The organism is Comamonas terrae (assembly GCF_001544075.1).
Taxonomy (GTDB): domain Bacteria; phylum Pseudomonadota; class Gammaproteobacteria; order Burkholderiales; family Burkholderiaceae_C; genus Comamonas; species Comamonas terrae.
In genome coordinates this window covers 11,632-38,110 of the sequence record NZ_BCNT01000010.1, presented here as the reverse complement: position 1 = coordinate 38,110, position 26,479 = coordinate 11,632, and the positions used below count along the sequence as shown (strand labels likewise).

20 protein-coding genes and 1 pseudogene are annotated in these 26,479 nt (G+C 68.9%); 9 read left to right on the top strand and 12 right to left on the bottom strand.

Annotated elements, in window-relative coordinates; all coding sequences use genetic code 11:
* Positions 1-104: 104 nt before the first annotated feature.
* Both Cte04_RS22160 and Cte04_RS22155 read right to left on the bottom strand, forming a co-directional pair.
* Positions 105-272 carry a type 2 periplasmic-binding domain-containing protein gene (locus Cte04_RS22160; protein WP_281178781.1) on the bottom strand — a complete coding sequence of 56 codons (168 nt, stop codon included), beginning with the start codon at positions 270-272 and terminating at the stop codon, positions 105-107.
* 92 nt (positions 273-364) lie between these two features.
* Positions 365-982, bottom strand: a pseudogene (locus Cte04_RS22155) (LysR family transcriptional regulator); the annotation flags it as partial.
* A 164-nt stretch (positions 983-1,146) separates the two neighbouring features.
* On the opposite strand from Cte04_RS22155, the gene Cte04_RS14745 reads away from it, so the two are divergent.
* The 3 genes from Cte04_RS14745 to Cte04_RS14735 all read left to right on the top strand — a co-directional run bounded on the left by Cte04_RS14745 (position 1,147) and on the right by Cte04_RS14735 (position 4,719).
* Entirely contained in the window at positions 1,147-1,524 is a 378-nt protein-coding gene (locus tag Cte04_RS14745) for a cupin domain-containing protein (RefSeq protein ID WP_066479513.1), read from the top strand.
* 16 nt (positions 1,525-1,540) lie between these two features.
* Positions 1,541-2,095, top strand: coding sequence for a c-type cytochrome (locus Cte04_RS14740; protein ID WP_066479868.1), 555 nt, complete (start codon positions 1,541-1,543; stop codon positions 2,093-2,095).
* A gap of 149 nt (positions 2,096-2,244) precedes the next feature.
* Positions 2,245-4,719 (top strand): heavy metal translocating P-type ATPase, encoded by a 2,475-nt coding sequence (locus tag Cte04_RS14735; RefSeq protein WP_066479866.1) that lies wholly within the window; start codon positions 2,245-2,247, stop codon positions 4,717-4,719.
* Between the two features lie 788 nt (positions 4,720-5,507).
* On the opposite strand, the gene Cte04_RS14730 is transcribed toward Cte04_RS14735, so the two are convergent.
* The 6 genes from Cte04_RS14730 to hglS form a co-directional block, all read right to left on the bottom strand.
* Positions 5,508-6,212 carry a riboflavin synthase gene (locus Cte04_RS14730; protein ID WP_066479512.1) on the bottom strand — a complete coding sequence of 235 codons (705 nt, stop codon included), beginning with the start codon at positions 6,210-6,212 and terminating at the stop codon, positions 5,508-5,510.
* 95 nt (positions 6,213-6,307) lie between these two features.
* Positions 6,308-7,183, bottom strand: coding sequence for a hypothetical protein (locus Cte04_RS14725; RefSeq protein WP_066479507.1), 876 nt, complete (start codon positions 7,181-7,183; stop codon positions 6,308-6,310).
* Between the two features lie 131 nt (positions 7,184-7,314).
* Complete coding sequence (locus tag Cte04_RS14720) at positions 7,315-7,551, bottom strand: hypothetical protein (RefSeq protein ID WP_245633393.1); 237 nt, start codon at positions 7,549-7,551, stop codon at positions 7,315-7,317.
* Between the two features lie 33 nt (positions 7,552-7,584).
* Positions 7,585-8,820, bottom strand: a complete 1,236-nt coding sequence (locus Cte04_RS14715) for an aminotransferase-like domain-containing protein (protein WP_066479505.1) — start codon at positions 8,818-8,820, stop codon at positions 7,585-7,587.
* A gap of 41 nt (positions 8,821-8,861) precedes the next feature.
* Positions 8,862-10,304, bottom strand: a complete 1,443-nt coding sequence (locus Cte04_RS14710; protein ID WP_066479503.1) for an FAD-binding oxidoreductase — start codon at positions 10,302-10,304, stop codon at positions 8,862-8,864.
* The gene (hglS, locus tag Cte04_RS14705) at positions 10,301-11,707 is read right to left on the bottom strand and encodes a 2-oxoadipate dioxygenase/decarboxylase HglS (RefSeq protein ID WP_066479500.1); all 1,407 of its coding nucleotides are present in this window, start codon (positions 11,705-11,707) and stop codon (positions 10,301-10,303) included. The genes Cte04_RS14710 and hglS overlap by 4 nt, the downstream gene beginning before the upstream one ends.
* A 173-nt stretch (positions 11,708-11,880) precedes the next feature.
* On the opposite strand from hglS, the gene Cte04_RS14700 reads away from it, so the two are divergent.
* Positions 11,881-12,798, top strand: a complete 918-nt coding sequence (locus tag Cte04_RS14700; protein WP_066479495.1) for a LysR family transcriptional regulator — start codon at positions 11,881-11,883, stop codon at positions 12,796-12,798.
* 123 nt (positions 12,799-12,921) lie between these two features.
* Here the strand turns inward: Cte04_RS14700 and Cte04_RS14695 are convergent, their stop codons facing one another.
* Complete coding sequence (locus tag Cte04_RS14695) at positions 12,922-13,833, bottom strand: transporter substrate-binding domain-containing protein (RefSeq protein WP_066479492.1); 912 nt, start codon at positions 13,831-13,833, stop codon at positions 12,922-12,924.
* Between the two features lie 388 nt (positions 13,834-14,221).
* On the opposite strand from Cte04_RS14695, the gene Cte04_RS14690 reads away from it, so the two are divergent.
* The 5 genes from Cte04_RS14690 (at position 14,222) to Cte04_RS14670 (ending at position 22,374) form a co-directional block, all read left to right on the top strand.
* Positions 14,222-14,863, top strand: a complete 642-nt coding sequence (locus tag Cte04_RS14690; RefSeq protein WP_066479491.1) for a DUF2760 domain-containing protein — start codon at positions 14,222-14,224, stop codon at positions 14,861-14,863.
* A 2-nt stretch (positions 14,864-14,865) separates the two neighbouring features.
* Positions 14,866-16,740 carry an Hsp70 family protein gene (locus tag Cte04_RS14685; RefSeq protein WP_066479490.1) on the top strand — a complete coding sequence of 625 codons (1,875 nt, stop codon included), beginning with the start codon at positions 14,866-14,868 and terminating at the stop codon, positions 16,738-16,740.
* A gap of 20 nt (positions 16,741-16,760) precedes the next feature.
* On the top strand, positions 16,761-19,640 hold the full coding sequence (locus Cte04_RS14680; protein ID WP_066479484.1) for an Hsp70 family protein: 2,880 nt from the start codon (positions 16,761-16,763) through the stop codon (positions 19,638-19,640).
* Between the two features lie 31 nt (positions 19,641-19,671).
* Positions 19,672-20,637, top strand: a complete 966-nt coding sequence (locus Cte04_RS14675) for a Bug family tripartite tricarboxylate transporter substrate binding protein (protein ID WP_066479482.1) — start codon at positions 19,672-19,674, stop codon at positions 20,635-20,637.
* A 285-nt stretch (positions 20,638-20,922) separates the two neighbouring features.
* Entirely contained in the window at positions 20,923-22,374 is a 1,452-nt protein-coding gene (locus Cte04_RS14670) for an NAD-dependent succinate-semialdehyde dehydrogenase (RefSeq protein ID WP_066479479.1), read from the top strand.
* A gap of 66 nt (positions 22,375-22,440) precedes the next feature.
* Here the strand turns inward: Cte04_RS14670 and Cte04_RS14665 are convergent, their stop codons facing one another.
* The 3 genes from Cte04_RS14665 to Cte04_RS14655 all read right to left on the bottom strand — a co-directional run bounded on the left by Cte04_RS14665 (position 22,441) and on the right by Cte04_RS14655 (position 26,359).
* On the bottom strand, positions 22,441-23,742 hold the full coding sequence (locus Cte04_RS14665) for a hypothetical protein (protein WP_157082043.1): 1,302 nt from the start codon (positions 23,740-23,742) through the stop codon (positions 22,441-22,443).
* Between the two features lie 146 nt (positions 23,743-23,888).
* On the bottom strand, positions 23,889-25,877 hold the full coding sequence (locus Cte04_RS14660) for an FUSC family protein (RefSeq protein WP_066479468.1): 1,989 nt from the start codon (positions 25,875-25,877) through the stop codon (positions 23,889-23,891).
* The gene (locus tag Cte04_RS14655) at positions 25,874-26,359 is read right to left on the bottom strand and encodes a MarR family winged helix-turn-helix transcriptional regulator (RefSeq protein ID WP_066479465.1); all 486 of its coding nucleotides are present in this window, start codon (positions 26,357-26,359) and stop codon (positions 25,874-25,876) included. Before Cte04_RS14655 ends, Cte04_RS14660 begins: the two co-directional genes overlap by 4 nt.
* Positions 26,360-26,479 lie beyond the last annotated feature (120 nt).

The following is a 26,479-nucleotide window of genomic DNA, read 5'->3' as shown; positions in this document are numbered from 1 at the left end:
CACGGCTTCCCCTGGGTCCAGCGCCTCCGTCTTGCGCGCTGCATGCTCTATGGGAAGGGCGTACGGCCTATCGGCGCAGCCGGGCTGCAGGGGCCGTGCCGGTTTCAGGGCCCGCGGGTCGTGTTCAGGGTTTCCAGCAGCGCCAGCAGGGCCCGTACCCGGGGCGGCTGCAGCCGTGCCGAGGGCATGACCACGCTGATGGGCATGGGCGGCGGGCGGCATTGCGGCAACAGCTCGACGAGTGCGCCGCTTTGCAGTTCGTCCGCCACCATGTTGTCCGGCACCTGCGTGAGCCCGCAGCCACCAGGGCCGCGGCCACCATGGCTTCGCCGTCATTCATCTGCACCCGGGCCTGCGGCTGCCATTCGACCAGGCCCTGCGGACCCGAGAACTGCCAGGTCCGGTCGCGGCCCGTGGAGGGCAGCCGAAAGACGATGGCCGCATGGGCCGAAAGCTCGGCGATGCAGGCCGGCTGGCCGTGGGCCGCGACATAGCCGGGGCTGGCCACCAGGACCAGCCGCTGCCAGTCGAAGCGCCGAGCCACCAGGCTGGAGTCGCGCAAGGCGCCCACGCGGATCGCGGCGTCCAGGCCCTCGCGCGCCAGGTCGGCATAGCTGTCGCGCAGCCGCAGGTCCAGCGTCAGCGCCGGATGTGCCTGCAGCAACCGGGCCAGCAGGGGCAGGACCACGCGCCGGCCATAGGTCTGGGGCGCATCCAGCCGCAGCGTGCCGCTCACGGTGCCGCGGCTGCCCGCCGCCTCGGTCTGCAGCTCGTCCAGCTCGGCCAGCACCCGCTCGCAGCGGCAGTACAGGTGCTCGCCGTCCGGCGTCAGGCTGACCTGCCGAGTGGTGCGGTGGAACAGCTTGACGCCCAGCGCGGATTCCAGGCGGGCCACGCTCTTGGCCAGCGTGGACGGCGCGCATCCCAGCTCGCGGGCCGCGGCCGCAAAGCTGCCCAGCCGCGCGGTGTGCGAGAACGCCATCAGTTGCTGCAGGCTGTTCATGGGCAGGATTGAGGAATTTGTTTCGGCAATGTTAAGGCGCCCGCGGTGGTTCCGGAAACCGTCCGCCGGTGCCAGACTGGCGCCGTCCGTGGCCGCGGCAAACGTCCTTTTTATCCCACGCCTGAACAGCGAAAGGCAACGCCATGTCCGTGATCGCACAATCCCCGCCCGCTTCCACCGCCATCGACGGCATTGCCCATGCCACCTGGGCAGGCCAGGCCCAGGGCCTGTCGCAGCTGTCCGTATGGCGCCAGTCGATGGCTCCGGGCGCCGCCACGCCCCCGCACCGGCACGAGTGCGACGAGGTGGTGCTCTGCCTGGCCGGCGAAGGCGAACTGCACATCGGCGGGCAGCGCCAGCGCTTTGGCGCGCACAGCACCCTGGTCCTGCCGCGCGGCCAGGTGCACCAGCTTTTCAATGTCGGCACGCAGCCGCTGGAAACGCTGGGCATCTTCGGCCGCTCGCCCGTGCCCACCTGCCAGCCCGACGGCGCGCCGCTGCCCTTGCCCTGGCTCAGCTGACTTGACGGAGGCCGCCATGAAAGCCCTGCACATTCTTTCTGTTCCCCTGGCGCTGGCAGCCCTGGGTTCCCATGCCGGCGCACAGGCCGGCGATGCCGATACGCCGGTGGCGCGCGGCGCCTACCTGGTGCGCAGCATGGGCTGCGCGGACTGCCACACGCCGCTCAAGCCCGGCCCGCGCGGCCCCGAGCCGGATCTCTCGCGCGGGCTGTCGGGCCATCCCCAGGGGCAGGTGCTTCAGGCGCCGGCCGCCTCCGGCGGCCCCTGGATCTGGGGCGGCGCAGGCACGAACACGGCGTTCTGGGGACCCTGGGGCGTGAGCTACTCGGCCAACCTCACGCCCGATGCCACGGGCCTGGGCGCCTGGACGGCGGAGCAGTTCGTGCAGTCCCTGCGCACCGGCAAGCATGCCGGCTCGGGCCGTCCCATCGCGCCGCCCATGCCCTGGCAGTCGTTCGGCCAGCTGACGGATGCGGACCTGCAGGCCATGTTCGCCTATCTCAAATCCCAGCCTCCGGTGCGCAATATGGTGCCGAGCTATCAGCCTCCGACAGCTGCCGCCGGCAAGTAGGCATGCTTTTCTGAGGGCCGGACTCGCTTTCTGTGTAAGGGGGCCGGTCCCGGGTGCAGCCCTGGGCCGTGGCAGGAAAATTTTCGCGTCATGCTTGACATTGACATGATGTCAATCTCTACAGTGGCTTCAACCTGATGGAGAAAGCCATGAATGCATTGACGAAAAGCGCCGTGCCCGCTGCCCTGGTCGAGCTGCCGGTGCAGGGCATGACCTGCGCCTCCTGCGTGGGCCGTGTGGAGCGCGCGCTCCGGAAAGTGCCCGGCGTGCAGGATGCCGTGGTCAACCTGGCCACCGAAAAGGCCAGCCTGCGCCTGGCCGATCCGCTGCAGGCCCAGGCCGTGGTGCCCGCCGCCATTGCGGCGGTGGAGAAGGCCGGCTATGCCGTGCCGCAGCGCCGGTTCGATCTGCAGGTCGGCGGCATGACCTGCGCCTCCTGCGTGGGCCGCGTGGAGCGGGCGCTGAAAAAGGTGCCCGGCGTGCAGTCCGCCAGCGTCAACTTGGCCACCGAGCGCGCCAGCGTCGAAGCCAGCGAGGGCACGGACCTGCAGGCGCTGATCGCCGCCATTGCCAAGGCCGGCTACGAGGCCGCGCCCGTGGCGGGGGCCGGGGATTCGGCCGCGCAGCGCCAGGCCGCCGAGCGCGCCGCGCTCAGGCGCTCGCTGATCTTTGCGGCCGTGGTTGCCCTGCCCGTGTTCCTGCTGGAGATGGGCGGCCACATGGTGCCGGCCTTCCACCACTGGATCGCCGGCACCCTGGGCACGCAGAACAGCTGGTACCTGCAGTTCGCGCTCACGGCCATCGTGCTGTTCGGGCCGGGGCGGCGCTTCTTCGAAAAAGGCGTGCCGGCCCTGCTGCGCGGCGCGCCCGACATGAATTCGCTGGTGGCCGTGGGTACCTCGGCGGCCTTTGCCTATTCGGTGGTGGCCACCTTCGCGCCGCACTGGCTGCCCGAGGGCACGGTCAACGTGTACTACGAGGCGGCCGCCGTCATCGTGGCGCTGATCCTGCTGGGCCGCTTCATGGAGGCGCGCGCCAAGGGCAATACCTCGGAAGCCATACGCCGCCTGGTGCAGCTGCAGGCCAGGACGGCGCGCGTGCGCCGCGACGGCACCGTGCAGGAGCTGGACATCGCCCAGGTGCGCGCGGGCGACGTGATCGAGGTCCGCCCCGGCGAGCGCATCGCCGTGGACGGCGAGGTGCTCGAAGGCAGCAGCTTTGTCGACGAATCCATGATCAGCGGCGAGCCCGTGCCCGTGGGAAAGACCGCGGGCGCCGAAGTCGTGGGCGGCACCGTCAACCAGAACGGCGCGCTGGCCTTCAGGGCCACCAAGGTCGGCGCCGACACCCTGCTGGCGCAGATCATCCGCATGGTCGAGCAGGCCCAGGGATCCAAGCTGCCCATACAGGCGCTGGTGGACCGGATCACCATGTGGTTCGTGCCTGCCGTCATGGCCGCGGCCCTGCTGACCTTTGCGGCCTGGCTGATCTGGGGCCCGTCGCCGGCGCTGAGTTTTGCGCTGGTCAATGCGGTGGCCGTGCTCATCATCGCCTGCCCCTGCGCCATGGGCCTGGCCACGCCGACCTCCATCATGGTGGGCACGGGCCGCGCCGCGCAAATGGGCGTGCTGCTGCGCAAGGGGGAGGCGCTGCAGCAGCTGCGCGACGCCAGGGTGGTGGCCGTGGACAAGACCGGCACGCTCACCAAGGGCCGGCCCGAGCTGACCGACCTGCTGCTGGCCGAAGGCTTCGAGCGCGGCGCCGTGCTGGCGCAGGTGGCGGCCGTGGAAGACCGCTCCGAACACCCGATCGCCCGCGCCATCGTGGCTGCGGCCAGGGCCCGGGGGCTGGACATTCCGGCCGTGCAGTCCTTCGAATCGGTGACCGGCTTCGGCGTGCGCGCCATGGTGGACGGCTCCAGGGTGGAGATAGGCGCCGATCGCTTCATGCGCGAACTGGGCCTGGGCGTGGACGGCTTTGCCGCCGACGCCGCGCGCCTGGGCGACGAAGGCAAGACCCCGCTGTACGCGGCCATCGACGGGCGCCTGGCGGCCATGATCGCCGTGGCCGACCCCATCAAGCCCACGACGCGCGCCGCCATCGACGCGTTGCACGCCCTGGGCCTGAAGGTGGCCATGGTCACCGGCGACAACCGCCGCACGGCCGAGGCGATTGCGCGCCAGCTGGGCATAGACGAAGTGGTGGCCGAGGTGCTGCCCGGCGGCAAGGTCGACGCCGTCAGGCGCCTGAAGGCCGAGCATGGCATCCTGGCCTATGTGGGCGACGGCATCAACGACGCGCCCGCGCTGGCCGAGGCCGATGTGGGCATGGCCATAGGCACGGGCACGGACATCGCCATCGAGGCGGCCGACGTGGTGCTGATGTCGGGCGACCTGGGCGGCGTGCCCAGGGCCATCGCCCTGTCCAAGGCCACGATGAAGAACATCCGGCAGAACCTGTTCTGGGCCTTTGCCTACAACGTGGCGCTGATCCCCGTGGCGGCAGGCCTGCTGTACCCGGTCAACGGCACGCTGCTGTCGCCGGTGTTCGCGGCGGGGGCCATGGCGCTGTCCAGCGTGTTCGTGCTCTCCAACGCCTTGCGGCTGAAGCGGTTCAGACCTTGATGGACTGGGTTGGAGGTTTGTAGAAAACAGGAGCTGTCATCGCTCTATCAGTAATGATTTCAATAGGTTTTGTATTTGGGATTGTTGTTTTTCGAGCGATGGCGGCTATTTTTTTTGGGCGGATGGGAAGCCGTCGACAGATGGCGGGTCTCGGCCCGCCAGCCGACCTACTCTTCTTGCTCGCGCAAGCAGAGTAGGCAGAAGAAGCGCGCCCCGCTGTCTGCGGCCCTGCGCTGCGCTACGGGCAAACCTGCGTCACCCGATTCCGTCTGCGGTGCGCCCCAACTCACTACGCGCTGAAGCGCTTCGTTCAGACAAACGGGCGCAAGCCAGATCACGAAGCAACGCTGTCCTGCGGCAGCGTTGCCCGCAGCCCGAACCAGGCGCCGCAGGCGCAGCCAAAAGGGTGTGGGTGCGGAAGCCACACGGGCCGTCGCTGCGCTTGGCCTGGGCGCCGGGCTGTTTCCTCCCCCTGTGTCTGCGCCTGTGGCACGAGGCTTGCGGGGTGGCGGCTGCACCGCAGAGTGCAGGCGCTTCGTAGACTGACTTGCCGCCGTTTGTTTGAACGAAGCGCGCAGCGCGTAGTGAGTTTGGCGGCGCACCCCGTAAGCCTCGTGACGCAGGTTGCCCGGAGCGCAGCGCAGGGTCGCAGACAGTGGGGGCGTGTTCTTCGCTTACCTTCTTGCACGCGCAAGAAGGTAAGTCGGCAGCCGGGCCGAGACCCGGCCTCTGCCGCGTGCGGCATACACAATAGCGCGCACAAAAACAACCGGGATTTGAACGCCCGGCTACTGCTTCAGCCTGGGCACATCCACAAAATCATCCAGGCTCAGCCCCTTTTCCTGCAGCAGGGCCTCCAGCACCGGCTTGAGCCGTCCCAGGCTGGCCTCGACGGTCTCGCGCACGGTGTCCACCACCACCTGGGTGCTGCGCTCGATCTCGATGTTGACCAGGTCGCCCACCTTCTTGTGGCCGAACACCGTCATGCGCAGGGTCTCGGGAATCAGCCAGACCTCGAACCAGCCTTCCTTGCGGTTCACTTCCGATACCGTGAGGCTGGCGCCGTTGACGGCGATATAGCCCTTGGCGAACACATAGGGGCGGAAGGCCTCGGGAATGCCGAAACGGATCTTGTGGTTGGTCTCGGTTTGCATCACCTCTAGCACCGGGGCGGTGAAGTCCACGTGGCCCGACAGCGGGTGGCCGCCGATCTCGGCGCCATCCCTGGCGGCGCGCTCCACGTTGAGCGTGTCGCCGACCTGGTACTGGCCCAGCGTGGTGATGCTGAGGCTTTGCAGCATCACGTCGAAGCTGGCGCGGGTGGGCGAGAGGTTCTCGGTCACCGTCAGGCACACGCCGTCGTGCGAGACGCTGGCGCCTATGGCCAGGTCCTGGCAGAAGCCTTCGGGAAATTCCATGGTGAAGGTGCGCAGGCCGTCCTGGTCGCGCAGCGCGGCAATCTTTGCCACGGCCTGAATGATGCCGGTAAACACGGGAAAGTCTTTCCTATCAGCGGGCTGCGGGGGGAAAGGGCAGCCCGGGGCCAAAAAGGCCATTTTGCCTGCATCCCCCGTAACCCGGCCGGCATTCAGGCGAAGGACGGCCGGTCCTCCCAGAAACCGCTCACCAGGCTGGAGGGCTTGCGCAGCGCGCGCACCCAGGCGCAGTCGGGCCAGGCGTCCATCTGCACGCTCATGCCCGCGAACACGCCGTAGCCGGGGCCTGCGGCGATCTCGCCCTCGGCCTGCAGGGTCTCGCCCGCGCGGATGCTGCAGGCCGCACGCATGTCGCCCAGGGCCTTGATGCCCCAGCCGGCCTGGATGTGGTTGCCGCAGGCGATATGGTCGCCCGCCGCGATGCCGTGGCCCACGTCGAGCAGTCCCTGCACCTGGATGCCGGCGCCCGCGCGCAGGCTCTTGCCGCAGCGCAGGCCGCCCTGCACGTCCACCTCCTGGCCCGCATGGATGTTGCCCTGGACATCCACATGGCCGCCGCAGCGCAGCTCCCACCCCGTGCGCAGCTCCCCGGCACGCAGGTCGCCCTGGGTCTCCACGCTCCAGGCGGCCTTGATGCCGCCGCCGGCCTGCAGCAGTTCCCCGCAGAAGATGGCGCCGCCGCTGTGGATGTCCTCGCCCGCCTCCAGCCGGCCCGCGCGGATGCCGGCGCCGGCCTGCAGGCTGCGGCCCACGAACAGCGTGCCGGAGACCCGCACGTCGCCATGCACGATCACGGTGCCCGCGAAGACCAGGTTGTCGGCCTCCAGGTGCTCGACCTCGAGCACCGCATTCGTGGGCCCGAAGTTCTGCAGCAGCCAGCGCGCATCCTCCACGCGGCCCGCGCGCACCTGGGTGTCCATGGCGGCCTGGTAGTCGCCGCCGGCAAGGTTGTTGCGCACAAACCAGCGATAGCCTGCGGCGCAGGGGTTCTTGCCGCGCAAGAAGTTCTGAGTGAGTTCCATGTCCATGGCCAAGCCTCCGGAATCCGTCGGGGAAATCGGGCGCGTGGCGAGGGCTTGATGGCGGATGTGGCCGTGCCTGTCCCACGCACCGGTGGTGAGCAGTGCTTGGGGCCGTGCGGAGAGCGAGGTGTTGTGCCTTATGCCATCCGCACGGCGGCGGAAAGCATGGCCGTGACACCGCTCAGGCTCACGAATGCGGTGGGAATGCCATGGCGGCGGGTGTGCAGCGCACGCAGCACGCAGGCACGCGCGCACGGCTCTCCCGCCAGTGCAAGGCGGCGCAGGCGGGCGGCGGTGGACAGGTGGGTGCAGGCCATGGGCAAAAGAAAATCCGAGGCCACGATTATGCCGCGCACCATCGGCGTGCGCAGCACGGGCCGGCCAAGGCCCTGCCGCCGCTGCCGGTGTCAGCCCGCCTGTTGCACGGCCGTGCGCAGGCGCTGCACGGCTTGCTCGATCTGCGGCACCTCGGGCGCGGCAAACGACATGCGCAGCGTGTGCAGGTCGGGATCCTGCGGGTAGAAGGCCTTGCCGGGCACATAGATCACGCCCTGGGCCACGGCGGCGTCGAACAGCTTTTGCGGTTCGATGCGCGTATCCAGGCTGGCCCAGACGAACATGCCGCCCGCGGGGCGCGAGCAGCGTATGCCGCTGTCGCCCGAGGCCAGGCCCTGCACCAGCGCCTGCATGCGGCGCTGGTATTCCTGGCGCGCGCGCTGCACGGTGGCGGGATAGCGGCCGCTTTGCAGGTAGCAGGCCGCCACCGTCTGCGTCAGCGGCGAGGTGCACAGGTCGGCGGTCTGCTTGGCCACGGCGCAGCGGCGCAGCACGGCGGCGTCGGCCAGCATCCAGCCCACGCGCAGCGCGGGCGCCACGGTCTTGGACAGGCTGGAGAGATAGACCACGGGGTTGCTGTCCGCCGGGGCCAGCTGCTCGCCCACGGCGCGCACGGTGGGCGGCATGGGCGGAGGGGTGCCGGTCTCGCCGTCGAAGCGCAGTTCGCCATAGGGATCGTCCTCCACCACGCGAAAGCCGTGCTGCAGGGCCAGACGCACCAGGGCCTGGCGCCGCTGGGCCGCCAGCAGCGTGCCGCGCGGGTTGGAGAAATTGGGCACGGTGTACAGCAGCTTGGGTTGCTGATCGGCGGGCAGGCCGGCCAGCAGCGCGGCCAGGGCATCGGTCTGCAGGCCGTGCTCGTCCATGGGCACGGGCAGGATGCGTGCCTGCGCCAGGCGCAGGGCCTGCAGCGTGGCCGGATAGGCGGGCACTTCCACCAGCACCGTGTCGCCGGGCTCGACCAGCACGCGCACCAGCAGGTCGAAGCCCTGCTGCGACCCGGTGGTCACCAGGATGTCGCCTGCGCCGGCCTGCATGCCGCGTTCGCGCGCCTGCAGTGCCAGGGCTTCGCGCAGCGCGGGCAGGCCCTCGGTGGCGCCGTACTGCAGCGCGCCCGCGCCCTGGAGCAAGGCCTGCCGGGCGGCCTGGGCCAGCCCTTCGGCGTCGAACAGGCTGGGCGAGGGATAGCCGCCGGCCAGCGAGATCATGCCGGGGCGCGACAGGTAGGGGAACAGCTCGCGTATGGGCGAGCCCGCAGGCTCGGCGAAGGCGGCGGCGAAAGGTGCGGGGGCAGTGGAAGCAGTCATGGGCGGAAAGCGGGGGAAGTCAGGCCGGTGCGGATGCGCGTTCACTGCGCCTCGTGGTCACCGAAATCCACCGTGCCGCACAGCTGCTGCGGATCGGTGAGCCGGCGCAGGCCCTGGGCCAGGCGCCGGCTGGCGGGCGCGGTGTAGCGGCGGTAATAGGCGAGGTTGTGCGGGCCCACGCCATGCTCGGCGCTGTAGCTGCCCGCATAGTCCTGCACCACCATGGCGTAGATGCGGTCGCGCAGGCGCTGCACCACGGCCGCGTCGTAGGGCTGGGCGGCGTCGCTGAGCCAGATCACGTTGAAGTGCACGCCGCCGTCGGCGACATGGCCGAAGTCCACCACGTGCAGGAAGGGGAACTCGCGCGCCACCACGGCGCGCGCGGCGCGGCAGAAGGCCATGATGCGCGAGCGCGGCACGGACACGTCGAAGGCAATGGGCTTGCCCAGCGCGCGTGCGCCTTCGCTGATGCTGTGCCGCAGGTGCCACAGCTCGTGGCCGTTGCCGATGACGGCGTTCTCTATGGTCTGCTCGAACTGGTCCTGCAGGAACTGGTTCAGCGCCTCCTGCAGGTCCAGGCCCGTGTAAGCCTTGCTGCTGGCCGCTTCCAGCTCGATGAGGATGGCGAAGTCCGGCGCCGGCTCGGGTGCGAAGGGATTGCGCAGGTCGGGCACATGGTCGATGGCCGCCTGCATGGCATGGCCCGACAGGCCTTCGAAGGCGCTCAGGTAGTCGCCCAGCTCGCGCTCCAGCGCCTGCAGCAGCTGCAGCACGGCGTCGTCGGAGGTCGGTACGACCAGGGCCGTGGCCGATTGCTGCGGCCGCACGTGCACTTCCAGCGTGGCGCGCGTGATCACCGCGCCCGCGCCCGAGGTGCCCACGAACAGCTGCTTGAGGTCCGGGCCGGTATTGTCCTTGCGCAGGGCGCGGCCCAGCTCCAGCACCTCGGCCTCGGGCGTGGGCAGCACGGCCTGCAGGGCCAGCAGGTTGTGGCGCACGTCGCCGTAGCGGATCAGCCGCGTGCCGCCGGTGTTGGCGGCGATCATGCCGCCCACCGTGGGATCGGCGCCCAGGTCGATGGGGAACCAGAGGCCGTGCGGCTCCAGCTTCTCGTTGAGCTCCTGCAGCGTCACGCCCGCGTCCACGGTCACGCTGCGGTTGGCCGCATCGATGTCGCACAGCCCGCGCAGGCGGCTGGTGGACAGCACCACCTGGGCGCCGCTGGCGTCGGGCGTGCTCGCGCCCACCAGGCCGGTGTTGGCGCCCTGGGGCAGCAGGGGCACGCCGTGCGCCACGCAGCAGCGCACCACGGCCTGCACCTCTTCCACGCTGGCCGGGCGCACCACGCACAGGGCCTGGCCCTGGCCGTAGCGCGCGCCCTGCTCGTAGCCGGCCATGTCGGCGCCCAGCAGCAGGCCGCGCTCGCCCACGATGGCGCCCAGCGCCTGAACGACGTGCGGTGCGGCATGGAGCTCCCGGCTCATGCCAGGGCTCCGGCCAGCGCCTGGCGCACCTGGGCCAGGGACTGTTGCTGGGTGGCCTCGTACAGGGCGATCTCGTCGTGCACGCGCGCGCCCAGCGCGCTTTCGAAAGCCTGCTGCGCCGCATGGGCCTGGTATTGCTTCTGCTCCTCGCCGCCCAGGTTGGACTGGAAGATGCCGGCCGCGCTCACGGGCAGGAAGTCCTCGTAGGTGATGGGCTCGGCCTGCACCAGGCCCCGGGCGATCAGCGCTTCCATGTCTTCATCGTCCGCGGCCTGCACGCCGCCGGCCAGGCCCCGCTCCGTGAGGCGGTAGCGGTAGAAGGCCAGGCCCTGCCGGCGCAGGGCTTCATGCGTGTCGGGAAATTGCGCGAAGACCTGCTGCAGGCGCTGCGCATAGTCGGGCGCCGCGCTGCCCGCATTGTCCATGCTGCGCACCTGGGCCAGCAGCTCGTCGTACAGCGCGCGGCCCTTGCGCGTGAGCGCCACGCCGCGCTGCTCGATCTCGCCGAAGCGTGCCGTGTGGGCGCCGGCCGAACCCGCGGCATCGGCACCGGTGAAGTGGATGGCTTCCTTGAGCGCCTTGAAGCTGGTCTGGCGCAGCAGGATGGGACAGGCGCGGCGCGGCGGGCCTTCGACCACGTCCTTGGCATCCATGCCGCGCGCGGGCATGCCGGCCTGGGCCGCGTCGATGTCCAGCGTGCGCGGCGTCAGGTGGTTGATGTGCGGGCCCTTGAAGCAGACCACGTCGGCCACCAGGCGGTGGGCCTTTTGCAGCGCCTCGTAGGTGGCGGCGTCCACCGTGGCATCGCTGTGCCAGCGGAAGGTCTCCAGCGCCTGCTGCACGAAGTCATCGGCGTCCTGGCTGTCCAGGCCGCCGTCGCGCTCGGCCTGGGCGATGAGCTCCAGCGCGCGCGGCGTGAAGATGCGGCGGCGCGCCAGGATGGCCGCGGCCTGCGCGCGCAGCGCCGCATCGGCGATCAGCTCCAGGCGCAGCAGCGAGGTGAAGACACGGAAGGGGTTGGCCAGCAGGGCGTCGTCATGCACGGGGCGAAAGGCCGTGGAATGCACGGGCACGCCGGCCACCGAGAGGTCGTAGTAGCCCACGGGCTCCATGCCCATCACGGCAAACAGGCGGCGCAGCGTGGCCAGTTCCTCGGCCGTGCCCACGCGGATGGCGCCGTGGCGCTCCACATCCAGGCGCTCCAGCTCGCCGCTTCCGGCCATGCGCCGGCGCAGTTCCGGATCGTCCTGCAGCGCCAGTGCGTTGACGTCGGCCACCAGGTCGATGAGCGTGCCGTACTGCGGCACTTCCTTGCGGTACATCTCGGACATGGCGCGCGAGAAGCGCGTGCGGATGTCGTTGGCGGAAACAAAGCGGGGGCTGGTGGAATGCGTGGCGCTCATGACGGGACAGAAGGGCTGGGTTGTGAGTGCAGCGGCCGCGCCGCAGGCGGGGCCGCAAGGACAGGCAGCATGTTCTGCGCTGTCCTGACTTCGGTCAAACGATAATCCGGCCTGCAGGTCATACCCAAACGGAATGAACCTGCTTGCGCAGCCCACACTCACCTGTTCCATCCATGCAGCTGTCCCGCCGCTTCCTGCCCCCCATGTCCCTGCTGTGCGCCTTCGAGGCTTCGGCGCGGCACCAGAGCTTTACCGCGGCCGCGGCAGAGCTGCACCTCACGCAAAGCGCCGTCAGCCGGCAGATACGTGCGCTGGAGGAGCGCCTGGGTACCGAGCTGTTCGTGCGCGAGCGCCAGACCGTGCGCCTGAGCCCCGCGGGCCAGGCCTATGCGCAGGAGATACGCGCGGCCCTGGTACGCATCTCCAACGCCACGCTAGGCTTTCGCACCAATCCCCAGGGCGGCAGCCTGAACCTGGCCATATTGCCGACCTTCGGCACGCGCTGGCTGGCGCCGCGGCTGCCGCAGTTCTTCAGCGCGCATCCGGGCATCACCATCAACCTGACCACGCGGCTGTCGCAGTTCGACTTCCAGCTCGAGGCCGTGGATGCGGCCATCCATTTCGGCCTGCCCCACTGGCCGGGCGCCGAGCTGGAGTTCCTGATGAGCGAGACGGTGGTGCCGGCCTGCAGCGCGGAGCTGGCGGCCCAGCACCGGTTCGCCGAGCCCCGGGACCTGCTGCGCGCGCCGCTGCTGCACCTGGCCTCGCGCCCCGATGCCTGGCAGCGCTGGTTCGCCAGCCAGGGCTGCCAGGCCAGCGACATGCAGGGCATGCTGTTCGACCAGTTCGCCACCGCAGCGCAGGCCGCCATCGCCGGCGTGGGCGTGGCCCTGCTGCCCAAGTTCCTGATCGCGCGCGAGCTGCAGACCGGCGATCTGGTCCAGGCGCTGCCGCAACTGCCCGAAGTGGAAAGCGCCGAGCGCTATTACCTGGCCTGGCCGAGCAGCCGTTCGGCCTATCCGCCGCTGCAGGCCTTCCAACGCTGGCTCAAGCAGGCCGCGCAGGAATTCGCTCCGTCTTCGGCTGCATGATGCCTATGAAAAAAGGAGCTGCCAGCGCAGCTCCTTGCAAGGTTTGAGGTCGAAAAGCGGCTTAAGTGCCCGTCCACAGGGCGCTGCCAGCTATCGAATCAAAGTCGACTCATGGACACGTTCTTAGCTGTTATAGGCTTCCAGCGGCTTGTCGTTGGGCTCCTGCAGCAGCTGCCTGAGCGTGTCGCTCATGGGCAGGTTCAGCGGCATGTCCTTGGGTGGGATGGGCTGCATGAACCACTTGTCGTAGATCCTGGCCACTTCGCCGGACTTCATCATGCGCACCAGCGCGTCGTCCACGGCCTTCTTGAACGCGGGGTCGTCCTTGCGCATCAGCAGCGCGATGGGCTCGGAGCCCAGCACCTCGCCCACGATCTTGTAGCCCTTGGGGTCCTTGGAGTTGGCGATCACGCCGGCCAGCAGGTTGTCGTCCAGCACAAAGGCGTCGGCGCGGCCGGACTCCAGCATCAGAAAGCTCTCGAAGTGGTCCTTGCCCAGCTGGGTGGGCAGCTTCACATTGTTCTCGTGGCTGTATTTGCGCAGCAGCTGCACGGCGGTGGTGCCGGCCGAGGCCGCCACGGTCTTGCCGTCGAGCTGCTTGAACGAGGTGACGGGCGAATCCGCGCGCACGGCCATGCGCACCTGGCTCACATAGGTGGTGACCGCAAACGAGACCTGCTTCTGGCGGCTGAGGTTGTTGGTCGTGGGGCCGCAGCCCATGTCCACCGTGCCGTTCTGCACCAGGGGCATGGTGTTCTGGGCGGTGATGGCCATGTATTCGATCTTGGCGGCGGGCGCGATCTGGGCCAGCACCTTCTCGCACAGCTCGACGTGGTAGCCCGTGAAGCGGTGGTTGGCACCGATGGCGTAGGCCATGGGGGCGGAGCTTTCGCGCACGCCGATGACGACCTTGCCGGTCTTCTGGATCTTGTCCAGCGTGCCGCCGGGCATGGTCTGGGCCTGGGCGTCGAAGGCGGCCAGGGCGGTTACAAGGGCGGTGCATGCCAGCGTCATGTTCGCGGTCATCAGGCGCATGGGGGAAGTCTCCTCGGAAATGATGGGAATGCCGGACGGCGTCGTGCGCCGGCCGTCAAGTGCCTGCGTCAACTATCCGGCAATTTGGGGGCGCCTTCATAACGATGAAACGGAAGAAGGTCATGCTCCCGGCGTATGACCTGTGGCCCACGCCGCAGGCGCCAAAGCCGTAGCAGGGCGGCAGTTTGCACTTTTTGGGTAACATCTGCGCCTATTGCACAGGCCCGCGCGCACATATGGTTCCGGCGCGTCCTGCCTCGTGCCGCCAGGGCCGGGGCCGTGCGGATGCTGCCGGCCCGGCCTTTTTTTCCGGTTCGCGCAGTGCCGGCCCCGCAAGGGTGCCGCAGGATGATCCTGGCATGCGTGCGCCTGTTTTGAGACAGATTCCATGACTGCCAACACTCCCCCCTCATTCCTCAGCCGCATCGCCATCGCGATCGGCAGCTTCTTCGCCATCCTCGGCAATGGCCGCCTGGCCGGCGACGTGAGCCGCCTGCGCGGCGGCGAAGCCCTGGCCGCCGATGTCGAGCCGCGCGAAGTGCGTGTCGAAGTCCCGGTCGAGAAGATCGTCGAAGTACGCGTGGAAGTGCCCGTGGAAAAGCGCGTCGAGGTGCCGGTCGAGAAACTGGTCGAGAAGACCATCGAAGTGCCCACGGACACCGCCGCGCTGCAGTTGCTGGGCCTGCTGCAGCGCGAGGCGCGCTTCGTGGATTTCATCCAGGAAGAGGTCGCGCCCTATACCGATGCCGAGATCGGCGCCGCCGCCCGCGTGGTGCACGAAGGTTGCCGCAAGGTGCTGCGCGAGCATTTCGCGATCCAGCCCGTGCGCAGCGAAGCCGAGGGCTCGCGCGTCACGCTGCAGGCCGGCTTCGACGCCGCCGCCGTGCGCCTGACCGGCAATGTGGTGGGCCAGGCGCCGTTCACCGGCACCCTGGGCCACCGCGGCTGGCAGGTCACCGAAGTGCGGCTGCCGCAGCTCACCGACATCCAGGCCGCCAAGATCATCGCGCAAGCCGAGGTGGAGCTGTGAACATGGACCACCAAGCCAAGTACAGCATAGGCATAGACCTGGGCACCACGCACTGCGCGCTGTCCTGGGTGGACAAGGCCGCCAGCGACGGCGAGAAAGTGGTGCAGGGCGTGCTGGACATTCCCCAGCTCACCGGCCCGGCCAGCGTGGAAGCCAAACCCCTGCTGCCGTCCTTCCTGTACCTGCCGCACGAGAGCGAACTCACGGCCGTCGACATGGCGCTGCCCTGGGGCGCACAGCAGGACTTCGTCGTCGGCGAGATGGCGCGCACGCGCGGCGCGGCCACGCCCATACGCCTGGTGTCCAGCGCCAAGAGCTGGCTGTGCCACCCCGGCGTGGACCGCCGCTCGCCGCTGCTGCCGGCCGATGCGCCGCCCGAGGTGCACCGCGTCTCGCCGCTGACGGCGTCCATCCGCTACCTCTCGCACCTGCGCTGGGCCTGGGAGCAGGCCCATCCCGAGGCGCCGTTCGACGCCCAGGACATCACCGTCACCATTCCCGCCTCGTTCGACCCCGCCGCGCGCGAGCTCACGGCCGAGGCCTGCAAGGCCGCGGGCTTCCACAACCTCACGCTGCTGGAGGAACCCCAGGCCGCGCTGTACAGCTGGATCCAGGCCAGCGGCGGCGACTGGCGCAAGCAGGTCAGCAACGGCGACGTCATCCTCGTCGTGGACGTGGGCGGCGGCACCACCGACCTGTCGCTGATCGCCGTGCTCGAAAAGGACGGCAACCTCGCGCTGCAGCGCGTGGCCGTGGGCGAGCACATCCTGCTCGGCGGCGACAACATGGACCTGGCCCTGGCCTATGGCGTGGCGCGCAAGCTCGCGCAGGAAGGCAGGCAGCTCGACGCCTGGCAGACTCGCGCGCTGGCCCACGGCTGCCGCGCGGCCAAGGAACAGCTTCTGGCCGACGAGAGCCTGCAGGCCGTGCCCGTGGTGGTGCCCAGCCGCGGCAGCAGGCTCATCGGCGGCAGCATCCGCACCGAAGTCACGCGCGCCGAAGTGCTGGCCATGCTGGTCGAAGGCTTCTTCCCCAAGGTTGCCGTCAGCGACAAGCCCCTGACCCGCGCGCGCGGCGCGCTCACGCAGCTGGGCCTGCCCTATGCGCAGGACGCGGCCGTCACGCGCCACCTGGCGGCCTTCCTGTCGCGCCAGGCCGGCGCCACCGAGCAGATCGAGGGCCTGCAGGGCACGCAGCCCGCGGACGCTTCTTTCCTGCACCCCACGGCCATTTTGTTCAACGGCGGCGTGCTCAAGGCCGCGCAGATCGAGCAGCGCATTCTTGAGGTGGTGAACGGCTGGCTGGTGGCTGAAGGTGCGCAGCCCGCGCGCCTGCTGGAGGGCGCCAACCTGGACCTGGCCGTGGCGCGCGGCGCCGCCTACTACGGCCATGTGCGCCAGGGCCGCGGCGTGCGCATCCGCGGCGGCACGGCGCAAAGCAATTACGTGGGTGTGGAATCCAATATGCCCGCCATTCCCGGCATGGAGCCGCCGATCTCGGCCCTGTGCCTGGCACCTTTCGGCATGGAAGAGGGCACGGAGGTGGCGCTGGACGCACAGGAATTCGGCCTGGTCGTCGGCGAGCCCGTGCGCCTGCGCTTCTTCGGCTCCAGCGTGCGCCGCAGCGATGCCGTGGGCACCATGCTGGACTTCTGGGGCCCCGAGGAGCTGGTGGAGCTGCAGGAGATCGAAGCCCATCTGCCGGCCGAAGGCCGTGCCAGCGGCGAAGTCGTGCCCGTCACCCTGCATGCACGCGTGACCGACATCGGCACGCTGGAACTCAATGCCGTGCCCGTGGGCGGCAGCGAGCGCTGGAAGGTGGAGTTCGATGTGCGCGCCGAGCCCACGGCCGCCGACGCCGAGCCCGCAGCGTACTGATGGCTTGAACCGCCTGCCGCATGACTGCCGCGACTGAAAGCACTTCTTTTGGCCCCGCACGTTATGTGGTGGGCATAGACCTGGGCACCAGCCATACGGTCGTGGCCCATGCGCCGCTGGCGGGCCATGCGAGCGATATCGCGCTGCTCGATATTCCCCAGCGCAGCACGGCCGGCGAAGTGGTGGCCCAGCCGCTGCTGCCTTCGGTGCGCTACCAGGCCGCGCCCGGCGAGCTGGGCGATGCCTGGCGCGAGCCCTGGCCGGCGCAGGATGCGGATGAACAGGCGCCCGCCGTCATCGGCCGCTGGGCGCGCGAGCTGGGAGCTGCCGTGCCGGGGCGGCTGGTGGCCAGCGCCAAGAGCTGGCTGTCGCACACCGGCGTGGACCGGACGGCGCCCATACTGCCCTGGGGCGCCAGCGAGGACGTGGCCAAAGTCTCGCCGCTGGCGGCATCGGCCTCGTACCTGGCCCATGTCAGGGCCGCATGGGACAGCCAGCACCCCCAAGACCCGCTGTACGCCCAGACCGTGGTGCTGACCGTGCCCGCCTCGTTCGACGAAGGCGCGCGCGCGCTGACGCTGGAGGCTGCGAAGCTGGCCGGCCTGCCGGGCGTGCATCTGCTCGAAGAGCCCAAGGCCGCCTTCCACGACTGGCTGGTGCTGCAGGGCGGGCAGCTCGCGCAGCAGCTGGCCGGCAGCCGGCTGGTGCTGGTCGTGGACGTGGGCGGCGGCACCACCGACCTGACGCTGATCCGCGTGCAGGCCCCGCCCGATGGCGGCCTGCCCGTGCTCACGCGCACGGCCGTGGGCGATCACCTGATGCTGGGCGGCGACAACATGGACCTGGCGCTGGCGCACCAATTGGAGGCGCAGTTTGCAGGCCAGGGCCAACGCCTGCCGGCGCCCCGGTTTGCCCATCTGGTGCAGCGCTGCCGCGTTGCCAAGGAGCAATTGCTGGCCGCGGACGCGCCCGACAGCGTGGCCGTCACCTTGCTGGGCGGCGGCAGCCGCCTGCTGGCCCAGACCCGCAGCGCCACGCTGACGCGCGAGCAGGTGCGGCAATGGGTGGTGGAAGGCTTTCTGCCGCCCGCGCGGATCGGCGATGTGCCGGCCCGGCGCCAGGGCGCGCTGCGCGGCTTTGGCCTGCCGTATCCGGCCGATGCGGCCATTTCGCGGCATCTGGCGCAGTTCCTGTCGCAGCATGCGGAAGGTGAACTGCCCGACAGCGTGCTGCTCAACGGCGGCGTCTTCCATGCGCATGCGGTGGTGCAGCGGCTGACCGAGCAGCTCTCGGTCTGGCGCGGCAGCCCCGTGCGCGTGCTGCACAACCCGCACCCCGACTGGGCCGTGGCGCGCGGCGCGGCGGCCTATGGGCTGGCGCGCTTTCAGCCGATGGCCGAGGAAAAGTCGGCTCCAGGCCAGGCAGACCGCAAAACCGGCAAGCCCGTGGTTGCACCGCGTCTGCCGCAGATCGGTGGCGGCTCGGCGCGCAGCTACTGGCTGCTGCTGCCCGCCAAGGCCGGCGGCCGGCCGCAGGGCATCTGCCTGCTGCCGCGCGGCACGGAAGAGGGCGTGCGCATCGTGCTCTCGGGCCGGCGCTTTGCCTTGAGGCTGGGCCAGGCTGTGCGCTTCAACCTGTTGGCCAGCAGCCGTGGCAACCAGCCCGCGCAGGCCGGACAGATCGCGGAGGTGGGTGGCGAAGGCTGGGTGGAACTGCCGCCGCTGTCCGCCGTGCTGCCCGCGCCCGAAGGCCGTGACAAAGCCCAGGTCGAGGTGCAGCTGCAGGCCTGCATGACCGAGGTGGGCACGCTGGAGGTGCGCTGCGTGGCCGTGGAGGATGCGGCGCAATCCTGGCTGCTGCCGTTTGCCGTGCGCGATGCCGTGGCTGCTTCTGATTCGATAGCTTCTGGTGCTGAATCAGAAAAGGATTCAGATGAAAAACCACCTGAAATAGTCGATGGTAAATCGCAAGCAGCTATTGATTTGATAGACCGCATCTTCGGCCAGCAGGCCCGGGCGGTGGACGTGAAGGAGGTGCGCCAGCTGCGCCAGTCGCTGGAGAAGGTGCTGGGCCCGCGCGAGGCCTGGAGCATCGGCCTGCTGCGTGTGCTGTTCGACGCCTTGCTGGCGCGCGCCAAGCGCCGCCGCCGTACGGTGGAGCACGAGCGCGTCTGGCTCAATCTTGCGGGCTGGTGCCTGCGCCCTGGCGTGGGCGCCGAGCTCGATGCCTGGCGCATGGAGCAGGTCTGGGCGCTGTACGCCCAGGGCCTGGGCCACGGCAAGGAGGCCGGCAACTGGACCGAATGGTGGGTCTTCTGGCGCCGCGTGGCGGCGGGTCTCAACGAGGCACAGCAGATGGAGCTGCTCGAGGACGTGGCCGGTCATATGCAGAAGGCCGTGCAGCAAACCGCGCGCAGTGGTGGCAAGAGCAGCCACGGCAGTTATGACGATATGCTGCGCCTGTTTGCCGCCATGGAGGCCGTGCCCTGGCAGTACCGCCAGGAAATGGGGCAGTGGATGCTGCAGCGCCTCAAGCGCCCCGATGAAAGCGTGCAGACCTGGTGGGCCCTGGGCCGACTGGCAGCGCGCCAGCCGCTGGCTGCGAATGCGCACCTGGTGATGCCGCCCGAGGCGGCGCAGGAGTTCCTGGACGCCACGCTGGCCCAGGACTGGCGCAAGAACGAGACGGCCATGTTCGCCGCCGTGCAGATGGCCCGCATGACGGGCGACCGCGCGCGCGATCTTTCGGACGAGGTGCGCGCACGCGTGCTGGAGAAGATGCGCGCCGCGGGCGCGCCTGCGCGCTGGACGGCCATGGTGGAGCAGGCGGTGCAGATGCAGGCCGAGGACCACAGGCGCAGTTTTGGCGACAGCCTGCCGCCGGGGCTGGTGCTGCTGTAGACAAAAACGATTCGCAAGGAGACACAAGCGCATGATGCAAAGACGCAAACTCATGGCCGCGGCGGCTGCCGCCGTCTGCGCAGGCCCGGGCCTGGGCCTGGCGCAATCGGGCTGGCCTGCCAGGCCCATCACCTTTGTCGTGCCCCAGGCGCCCGGCGGCGCCAACGACGTGATTGCCCGCGCCGTGGCGCAGGGCCTGGAGAACGCACTGGGCCAGCCCGTGATCGTGGAGAACCGGCCCGGCGCCAACGGCAACCTGGGCACGGGCCAGGTGGCGCGCGCGGCGGCCGACGGCCATACCTTTCTGGTGACGGCGCAAAGCGCCTACACCATCAACCCCGCGCTGTACTCCAGGGTGCCGTTCGATCCCGTCAAGGATTTCACGCCCGTGATGCAGCTGGCCGTGGCGCCCTACCTGCTGGTGGTCAACCCGAGCTTTCCGGCCAGGAACCTGGACGAGCTGGTGGCCTATGCCAGGGCGAATCCGGGCAAGGTGGAATATGCGTCGGCCGGCAACGGCACGCTCAACCACCTGCTGGGCGAGATGCTCAAGAAGCAAAAGGGCGTGGAGCTGCTGCACGTGCCGTACAAGGGCGCCTCGGCCGCCGCCACCGACGTGGTGGCCGGCCAGCTGCCCATGACCTTCGGCAGCTTTCCGGGCGTGATGCCGTTTGTCGCCAGCGGCAAGCTGCGCGTGCTGGGTGTGGCTTCCGACAGGCCCACCACGCTGGCGCCCGAGATCCCCCCGCTGGGCAAGGAGTTGGCCGTGACCAGCTGGTACGGTTTGTTCGCGCCGGCCGGCACGCCCCAGCCCATCGTGGACCGGCTGTACCAGTCCGTTCGCGCCGTGCTGGCCAAGCCCGAGATGGGCGAGCGCCTCAAGGCCCTGGGCGCCGAGCGCGTGGAATCCAGCCCCCAAAGCTTCAAGGCCATGCTGCCGGGCGAGCTGGCGCACTGGAGGCAGGTGGTCAGGGACTCGGGCGCCCACATCGATTGATGCCGCCCGGCGGTTCGTTGCCACAGGGATGACCCTGGCCGCAGGCTTTGATTGCGATAGCAAGAACTCGCGAAACGGAAAGGGTTGCCCGGGCGCCTGGCGTCCCGCGCTTGTCATCGCGCGTTAGCATGGACGGCTAGAATTTTTCCGCGCCTGGTTTTCGGAGCGTGTTCATGGTCGCCGGCATCTGCAGGGATCGCGAACGCTCTCAGGCACCCTGTCATTCACCACGCCCGGCCTTGCACATCTGCAGGGGGATGGAGGCCGGCACAGATGAGAGCTGTGATGAGCACTGCATATCCCACATATCCCGATACCCAGCTTCTGATCGGCGGCCAGTGGCAGGACGCCGCCGGCGGCAAGAAGATCGATGTGCGCAATCCCGCCACGGGCGAGGTGATCGGCCGCGTGGCCCATGCCGATGTGTCCGACCTGGACCGTGCGCTGGCCGCGGCCGACCAGGGCTTCCAGGTCTGGCGCAAGGTGTCTGCCCATGAGCGCGGTGCCGTCATGCGCCGCGCGGCGGCCCTGCTCAGGGAGCGTGCCGACGAGATCGCCGCGCTGCTGACGCAGGAGCAGGGCAAGCCCCTGGCCGAGGCCAAGGTGGAGATCGTGGCCGGCGCCGGCATCCTCGAGTGGTTTGCCGACGAGGCGCTGCGCATCTACGGCCGCATCGTGCCCTCGCGCAAGCCCGAGCAGCAGCAGCTGGTGATCAAGGAGCCCGTGGGCCCGGTGGCGGCCTTCACGCCCTGGAACTTCCCCGTCAACCAGATCGTGCGCAAGATCGGCGCGGCCCTGGCCTCGGGCTGCTCCTTCCTGGTCAAGGCGCCCGAGGAGACCCCGGCCTCGCCCGCGGCCCTGCTCAAGTGCTTTGTCGATGCCGGCATTCCCGCCGGCGTGGTGGGCCTGGTCTATGGTGATCCGGCGCAGATTTCCTCGTACCTGATCGCGCATCCGGTGATCCGCAAGGTGACCTTCACGGGTTCCACGGCCGTGGGCAAGCAGCTGGCCGCGCTGGCCGGCCAGCACATGAAGCGCTCCACCATGGAACTCGGCGGCCATGCGCCCGTGATCGTGGCCGAGGACGCCGACGTGCAGCTGGCCGTGAAGGCCGCGGGCGCGGCCAAGTTCCGCAACGCCGGCCAGGTCTGCATCTCGCCCACACGCTTTCTGGTGCACAACAGCGTGCGCGAGGAATTCACGCGCGCCATGGTCGCCCATGCCGAGGCGTTGAAGGTGGGCAACGGCCTGGAGCAGGGCACGCAGATGGGCCCGCTGGCCAATCCGCGCCGGGTCACGGCGCTGACCCAGTTCATTCAGGACGCCGAGAAAAAGGGCGCCAAGCTGCTGTCGGGCGGCGCATCCTTCGGTTCTTCGGGCAACTTCTTCGCGCCCACGGTGCTGTCCGAAGTACCGCTGGAGGCCGACATCTTCAACCAGGAGCCTTTCGGCCCCGTGGCCGCCATCCGCGGCTTCGACAGGCTCGAGGACGCGATTCAGGAGGCCAACCGCCTGTCCTACGGCCTGGCCGCCTATGCATTCACGCGCTCGCTCAAGTCGGCCCACCAGCTGGCGCAGGACGTGGAAGCCGGCATGCTGTGGGTGAACCAGCCCGCGCTGCCCTCGGCCGAGCTGCCGTTCGGCGGCATCAAGGATTCGGGCTACGGCTCCGAGGGCGGCCCCGAGGCGCTGGAGGCCTATCTGGTGTCCAAGGCGGTGGCCATCACCTGCGTGTAAGGGCTTGGTGTTAGATGCACAACGGCCCGCTTTTGGCGGGCCGTTGTGCTTTGCGCTGCGACCGGATTATTGGGGGTTCGACACGGTCAGAATGATGTTGTTCCAGTCCTTGGTCGGATCGTAGTTTGTGCTGCCGTTTTTGTCGCTTCCGATGTCTACTGCAGCGTAGACGGTCTTACCGGATGTCTGGTATTTGTAGATGCGGATGCGCTTGATGGAGGTGCCACCGTTGTAGTGCTCCTCTACGGTGTTGTCCCCCACGAAGTCATTCATGTCCAGGATGTCATCCCCATCGCTGTTCAGAACATTGCCTTGTGCATCCAGCTGGAAAGTGCCGATGTTCTTGGGTACACAGTCCTCGTATTCCGTGAAGGAGTGGGTCAGCAGCGCCTGCCGGATTTCCTCCTTGTCTCTCACCAGCTTGAAATCGCTCGACAGGTAGATGTACTGAGAATGCGTTGGATGCTGCTGATGCGTCGAATCGTCATGGACGCCAGGACCCGCAACGCACAGCGTGGCGATGCGGTTGCCGTGCAAGCTGACAATGTTGGTGAAGCTTCCGCTCGTCGTCATCGTCAGGTTCAGATTTCCCTCGGCGTCCTTGCTCACACTGTTCTTGAGCAGCATCTTGCGCACCGGATCGTAGAGGGACAGCGTGTTGGTGATGGTGTCCCAACCGGCGATAAATGGGCTGCGGTAAGGCGTAGTGAAACCGGTGTAGGCATTGAAATTCTGAGTAAGCTCAGTTTTTTTATCGGCCATGCTCCTGCTGGTATCGCTGTGCGTCAGACCTGCAACTTGCAGGGCACTTGCATAGCCTTCCAGCAAATCGTCAAGGGCGTTGCCATGTTCGGCCTTGAAGGGTGTCGTGATCGGGTTGGTGTCAGCGGGCAGGCTCAGGCCTAGCGAGCCCAGAGCGGTGCCGAGTGTGCCCAGAAGATCGGCCGGGAACTGGAAGCCATTCAGGTTCGGCTTTTGGAACCAAATGGATAGGTCGGCCCGGCCCAGAGCCGCAGCCGTCATCAAGTCCGTCAGGGGCGTAATGTTGGCTGTGCCTGCCTGCTGTGCAATCGAATGCAGAGTCACGCCGCCTCCTGACACCTGAATGGCGCAGGGAAAGGCATCGGGCTTGAGCGTTGTGACCTCCCAGCGGCCGTTTTCGTCGGTCTTGACCTGAGCGCTACCCGAGGCACATAGCAGGCTGACCGTCCCTTGCCGAATGGGAGCGCCCGTGGCTGCGACCCCCGAGACGCTGGCGCCGCCGCCATTGTTATTGTCGCTACTACCGCCGCCTCCGCAGGCGGCCAGTACTGCGCAGGCTGCGGCAGTCAGGCTCAGTTTCCAGAAGGGGGAGGTTGTGTGCTGCATGAAGAAGTTTTCCTTTGCCGTGGGGTCATGGTAAAGGGCCAACTCTCTTGCTTGCGCCAGTCGGCCCGTCGGGTGAGGCTGGCCGGGTCGCCAGGCGGTTGCCGATCATATATTGAGATAGAAACAAATTGAAACAGATGGCGGATTTACGCTGAAAAAAACCATGTGTGCCTGGCGATGTCCTGCGCGGCCTGTTGCAGCAGCAGGGCCTTCTCGGGCGCCTGCGGAGCAATGCGCCGGCCCACGGCTTCCTGCAGCGGCAAGGCCTTGGCCGGGGCGCTTTGCAGCCGCTGCAGGCGCAGCAGGGCGCTGCGCACGCAGCGCGCCGTGCTTTCGCCCAGCGAGCCGTCCCGGGACAGGGTCTGCAGCAGGTAGACGGACTTGCCCACGCGCAGCGCGGCCAGGCCGCAGTCGGCGGCGGCCTGGGCCTGCTGGGCGCCGGCCTTTTCGGCGGTGCGCACCAGGCGCAGCAGCCGGTGGTACAGGCGCGCGCGCCAGACGCGCTGCGTGCGCTCGTCGGCGCTGGCGTCGCGCGTGGCCAGCGGGCGTGCGGCCATGTCCTGGATCTCGTGCACCATCATGGCGCGCAGGGCCTGCAGGCGCCCCTGCAGCGTCACGGGCAGCAAAAAGCGGTAGGTGGCCCAGCCGGCCAGCGGGCCGGTGACCACGGCAAAGCCCAGGGCCAGCGAGTGCGGCAGGGTGCCGGTCTGCGGGTAATGGGGCGAGAGCAGGAGCAGCAGCACCATGTTGCAGTCGTAGCCGCTGAGCATGGTGCGGCGGTGGCTGAAGAGCAGCGCGCCCAGGACGATGAACGGCATCATCCACAGCACCATCTGCAGCTGGCTGTGGGCGAACGGCCAGGCCAGCCACTGGCAGGCCAGCGCCACGAGCACGCCCAGGGCCTGGCCCGCCGTCACATAGCGCATGGTGAAGGCCGGGTTCTCGAACGAGGAGAAGACGGTGATCATGATGGACAGGCCCAGCAGCATGTAGATGCCGCCGCTCCAGCCCGTGAGCACCCAGACCATGCCGACGATGAAGACGGCCAGCGCGGCGCGCAGCGCGGCGCGGCGCGCGCCCACCCAGTCGCGGTGCAGCACCACGGGCAGCTGGCGCGCACGGTGCTGGGGCGGCAGGGGCTCGTCGGTGGAAGCGACCAGATGGGCATGCAGGGCCAGGCGCAGGTTCTCGATCAGCCCCTGCGCCGCGCCCCAGCCGGCAGCCGCCGCGCCGGCGCGGGCCAGCTGGTCCACGGCGGACTGCGGCAGGCTCTGGGTTTCCAGCGCCAGCGCTGCCTGCTCCAGTGCCTCGGCCAAGGTGGTGGCCTGCGCAGGGGTGAAGTGCGCGCCGCGCTGCTGGGACGTATCGTCGCGCAGCCACAGCAGGGCCGAAATCTGGGTGTTGATCAATCGGCGCAGGGCGCGCACGGCGCGGCGCGAGCGCTGCGAACCGGCCGCATGGGGATCCAGCCCTTCCTCGATCACGGCCATGGCCGACAGGCGTTCGGCCAGGGCCTGGCGCGAGAAGCCGGCCTGGCCACGGGCTGCGGCCGCGATGTCGCGCAGCAGCCGCGCGCACAGGCGCCGCACCTGGCCGTTGCCCGGAATCTCGCCGCCCACGGGCGTGAACAGCCAGCCCACGACGAGGGCGGCGGCCACGCCGGTCAGGCCGGTGAACAGGCGGTCCCAGCCCAGTGCATAGACATGCTCGGGATGGCCGGCATCGAGCAGCGCCACCATGGCCGCCGAGTAGCCGGACAGCATGGTGCCGTAGGAGGCAAAGCCGCGCTGCAGATTGCCCAGCCCCGCGCACAGGCCCAGCCACAGCGCCAGGCCCGTGACCAGCCACAGCAGGTCGCCATGGGCCAGCAGCACCAGGCCTATGCCCGCGGCGGTGCCGACGACGGTGCCGGTGGTCCGGAAAAAGCTTTTCTCGAGCAGCTGGCCGCGCAGCGGCTGGGAGGCGGCCCAGACCGTCATGCCGGCCCATTGCGGATGTTCGAGGCCCAGGGCCCAGGCGGCCAGCACCGCCAGGCAGGCGGCAAAGGCCGTGCGCAGGTGCTGGCGCAGCCGCGCGCTGTCGAAGCCCCAGTGCGCGGCGCGTTCGAGGAAGCGGTCGTAGGCGGCGACGGTCACTGGGCTTCCCCTTCGCCTGCGGGCAGCTTGCGGGTGCCGTGGATCTGTTCCATGCGCGCGCGGATCTTGTGGATGCCGCCCAGCATGGCGCTGACCTCGGCGTCGCTGAGGTCCTGCAGCATGGCCAGTTCGGCATCCAGCATGGTGGCGCGGATGCCGCTGACTTCGGCATGGCCGCTATCGGTGAGGAAGATGCGCTTGCTGCGGCGGTCGGAGGCGTCCGCGCGGCGCTCCACCCAGCCGCGGCTTTCGAGGATGTCGAGCAGGCGCACCAGGCTGGAGCCGTCCAGGCCCACGCGTTCGGCCAGCTCCTTCTGCGTCACGCCGTCGCCCCAGGCGCGCAGGTGCAGCAACGGCGTCCAGGTGGCATCGGTCAGGCCGTTGGCCGCCAGTTGTTCCTCCACCAGCCGGCGCCATTGGCGTACCAGGGTGACCATGAGAAAGCCCAGGCGGGCGCGATCGGGAGCATCGGCAAAAGACATGGCCGAATTTTGATGTTCATGCAATTAATTTGCAATTCAAGCTAATTTATTTGCAATCGAAATCCAAGGGTATTTACTAGGTTCTGATAAAAAAAGAGAGCGCATGGCGCTCTCTTTGGA

Bases quoted from the DNA above. Each gene is read 5' to 3' on its own strand.
- Cte04_RS14735 (WP_066479866.1), top strand. From the start codon at position 2,245: ATGAATGCATTGACGAAAAGCGCCGTGCCCGCTGCCCTGGTCGAGCTG.
- Cte04_RS14700 (WP_066479495.1), top strand. From the start codon at position 11,881: ATGCAGCTGTCCCGCCGCTTCCTGCCCCCCATGTCCCTGCTGTGCGCC.
- Cte04_RS14680 (WP_066479484.1), top strand. From the start codon at position 16,761: ATGACTGCCGCGACTGAAAGCACTTCTTTTGGCCCCGCACGTTATGTG.
- Cte04_RS14690 (WP_066479491.1), top strand. From the start codon at position 14,222: ATGACTGCCAACACTCCCCCCTCATTCCTCAGCCGCATCGCCATCGCG.
- Cte04_RS22160 (WP_281178781.1), bottom strand. From the start codon at position 272: ATGGTGGCGGACGAACTGCAAAGCGGCGCACTCGTCGAGCTGTTGCCG.
- Cte04_RS14665 (WP_157082043.1), bottom strand. From the start codon at position 23,742: ATGCAGCACACAACCTCCCCCTTCTGGAAACTGAGCCTGACTGCCGCA.
- hglS (WP_066479500.1), bottom strand. From the start codon at position 11,707: ATGAGCGCCACGCATTCCACCAGCCCCCGCTTTGTTTCCGCCAACGAC.
- Cte04_RS14715 (WP_066479505.1), bottom strand. From the start codon at position 8,820: ATGACTGCTTCCACTGCCCCCGCACCTTTCGCCGCCGCCTTCGCCGAG.
- Cte04_RS14740 (WP_066479868.1), top strand. From the start codon at position 1,541: ATGAAAGCCCTGCACATTCTTTCTGTTCCCCTGGCGCTGGCAGCCCTG.
- Cte04_RS14655 (WP_066479465.1), bottom strand. From the start codon at position 26,359: ATGTCTTTTGCCGATGCTCCCGATCGCGCCCGCCTGGGCTTTCTCATG.
- Cte04_RS14710 (WP_066479503.1), bottom strand. From the start codon at position 10,304: ATGAGCCGGGAGCTCCATGCCGCACCGCACGTCGTTCAGGCGCTGGGC.
- Cte04_RS14745 (WP_066479513.1), top strand. From the start codon at position 1,147: ATGTCCGTGATCGCACAATCCCCGCCCGCTTCCACCGCCATCGACGGC.
- Cte04_RS14695 (WP_066479492.1), bottom strand. From the start codon at position 13,833: ATGCGCCTGATGACCGCGAACATGACGCTGGCATGCACCGCCCTTGTA.
- Cte04_RS14675 (WP_066479482.1), top strand. From the start codon at position 19,672: ATGATGCAAAGACGCAAACTCATGGCCGCGGCGGCTGCCGCCGTCTGC.
- Cte04_RS14725 (WP_066479507.1), bottom strand. From the start codon at position 7,183: ATGGACATGGAACTCACTCAGAACTTCTTGCGCGGCAAGAACCCCTGC.
- Cte04_RS14670 (WP_066479479.1), top strand. From the start codon at position 20,923: ATGAGCACTGCATATCCCACATATCCCGATACCCAGCTTCTGATCGGC.
- Cte04_RS14685 (WP_066479490.1), top strand. From the start codon at position 14,866: ATGGACCACCAAGCCAAGTACAGCATAGGCATAGACCTGGGCACCACG.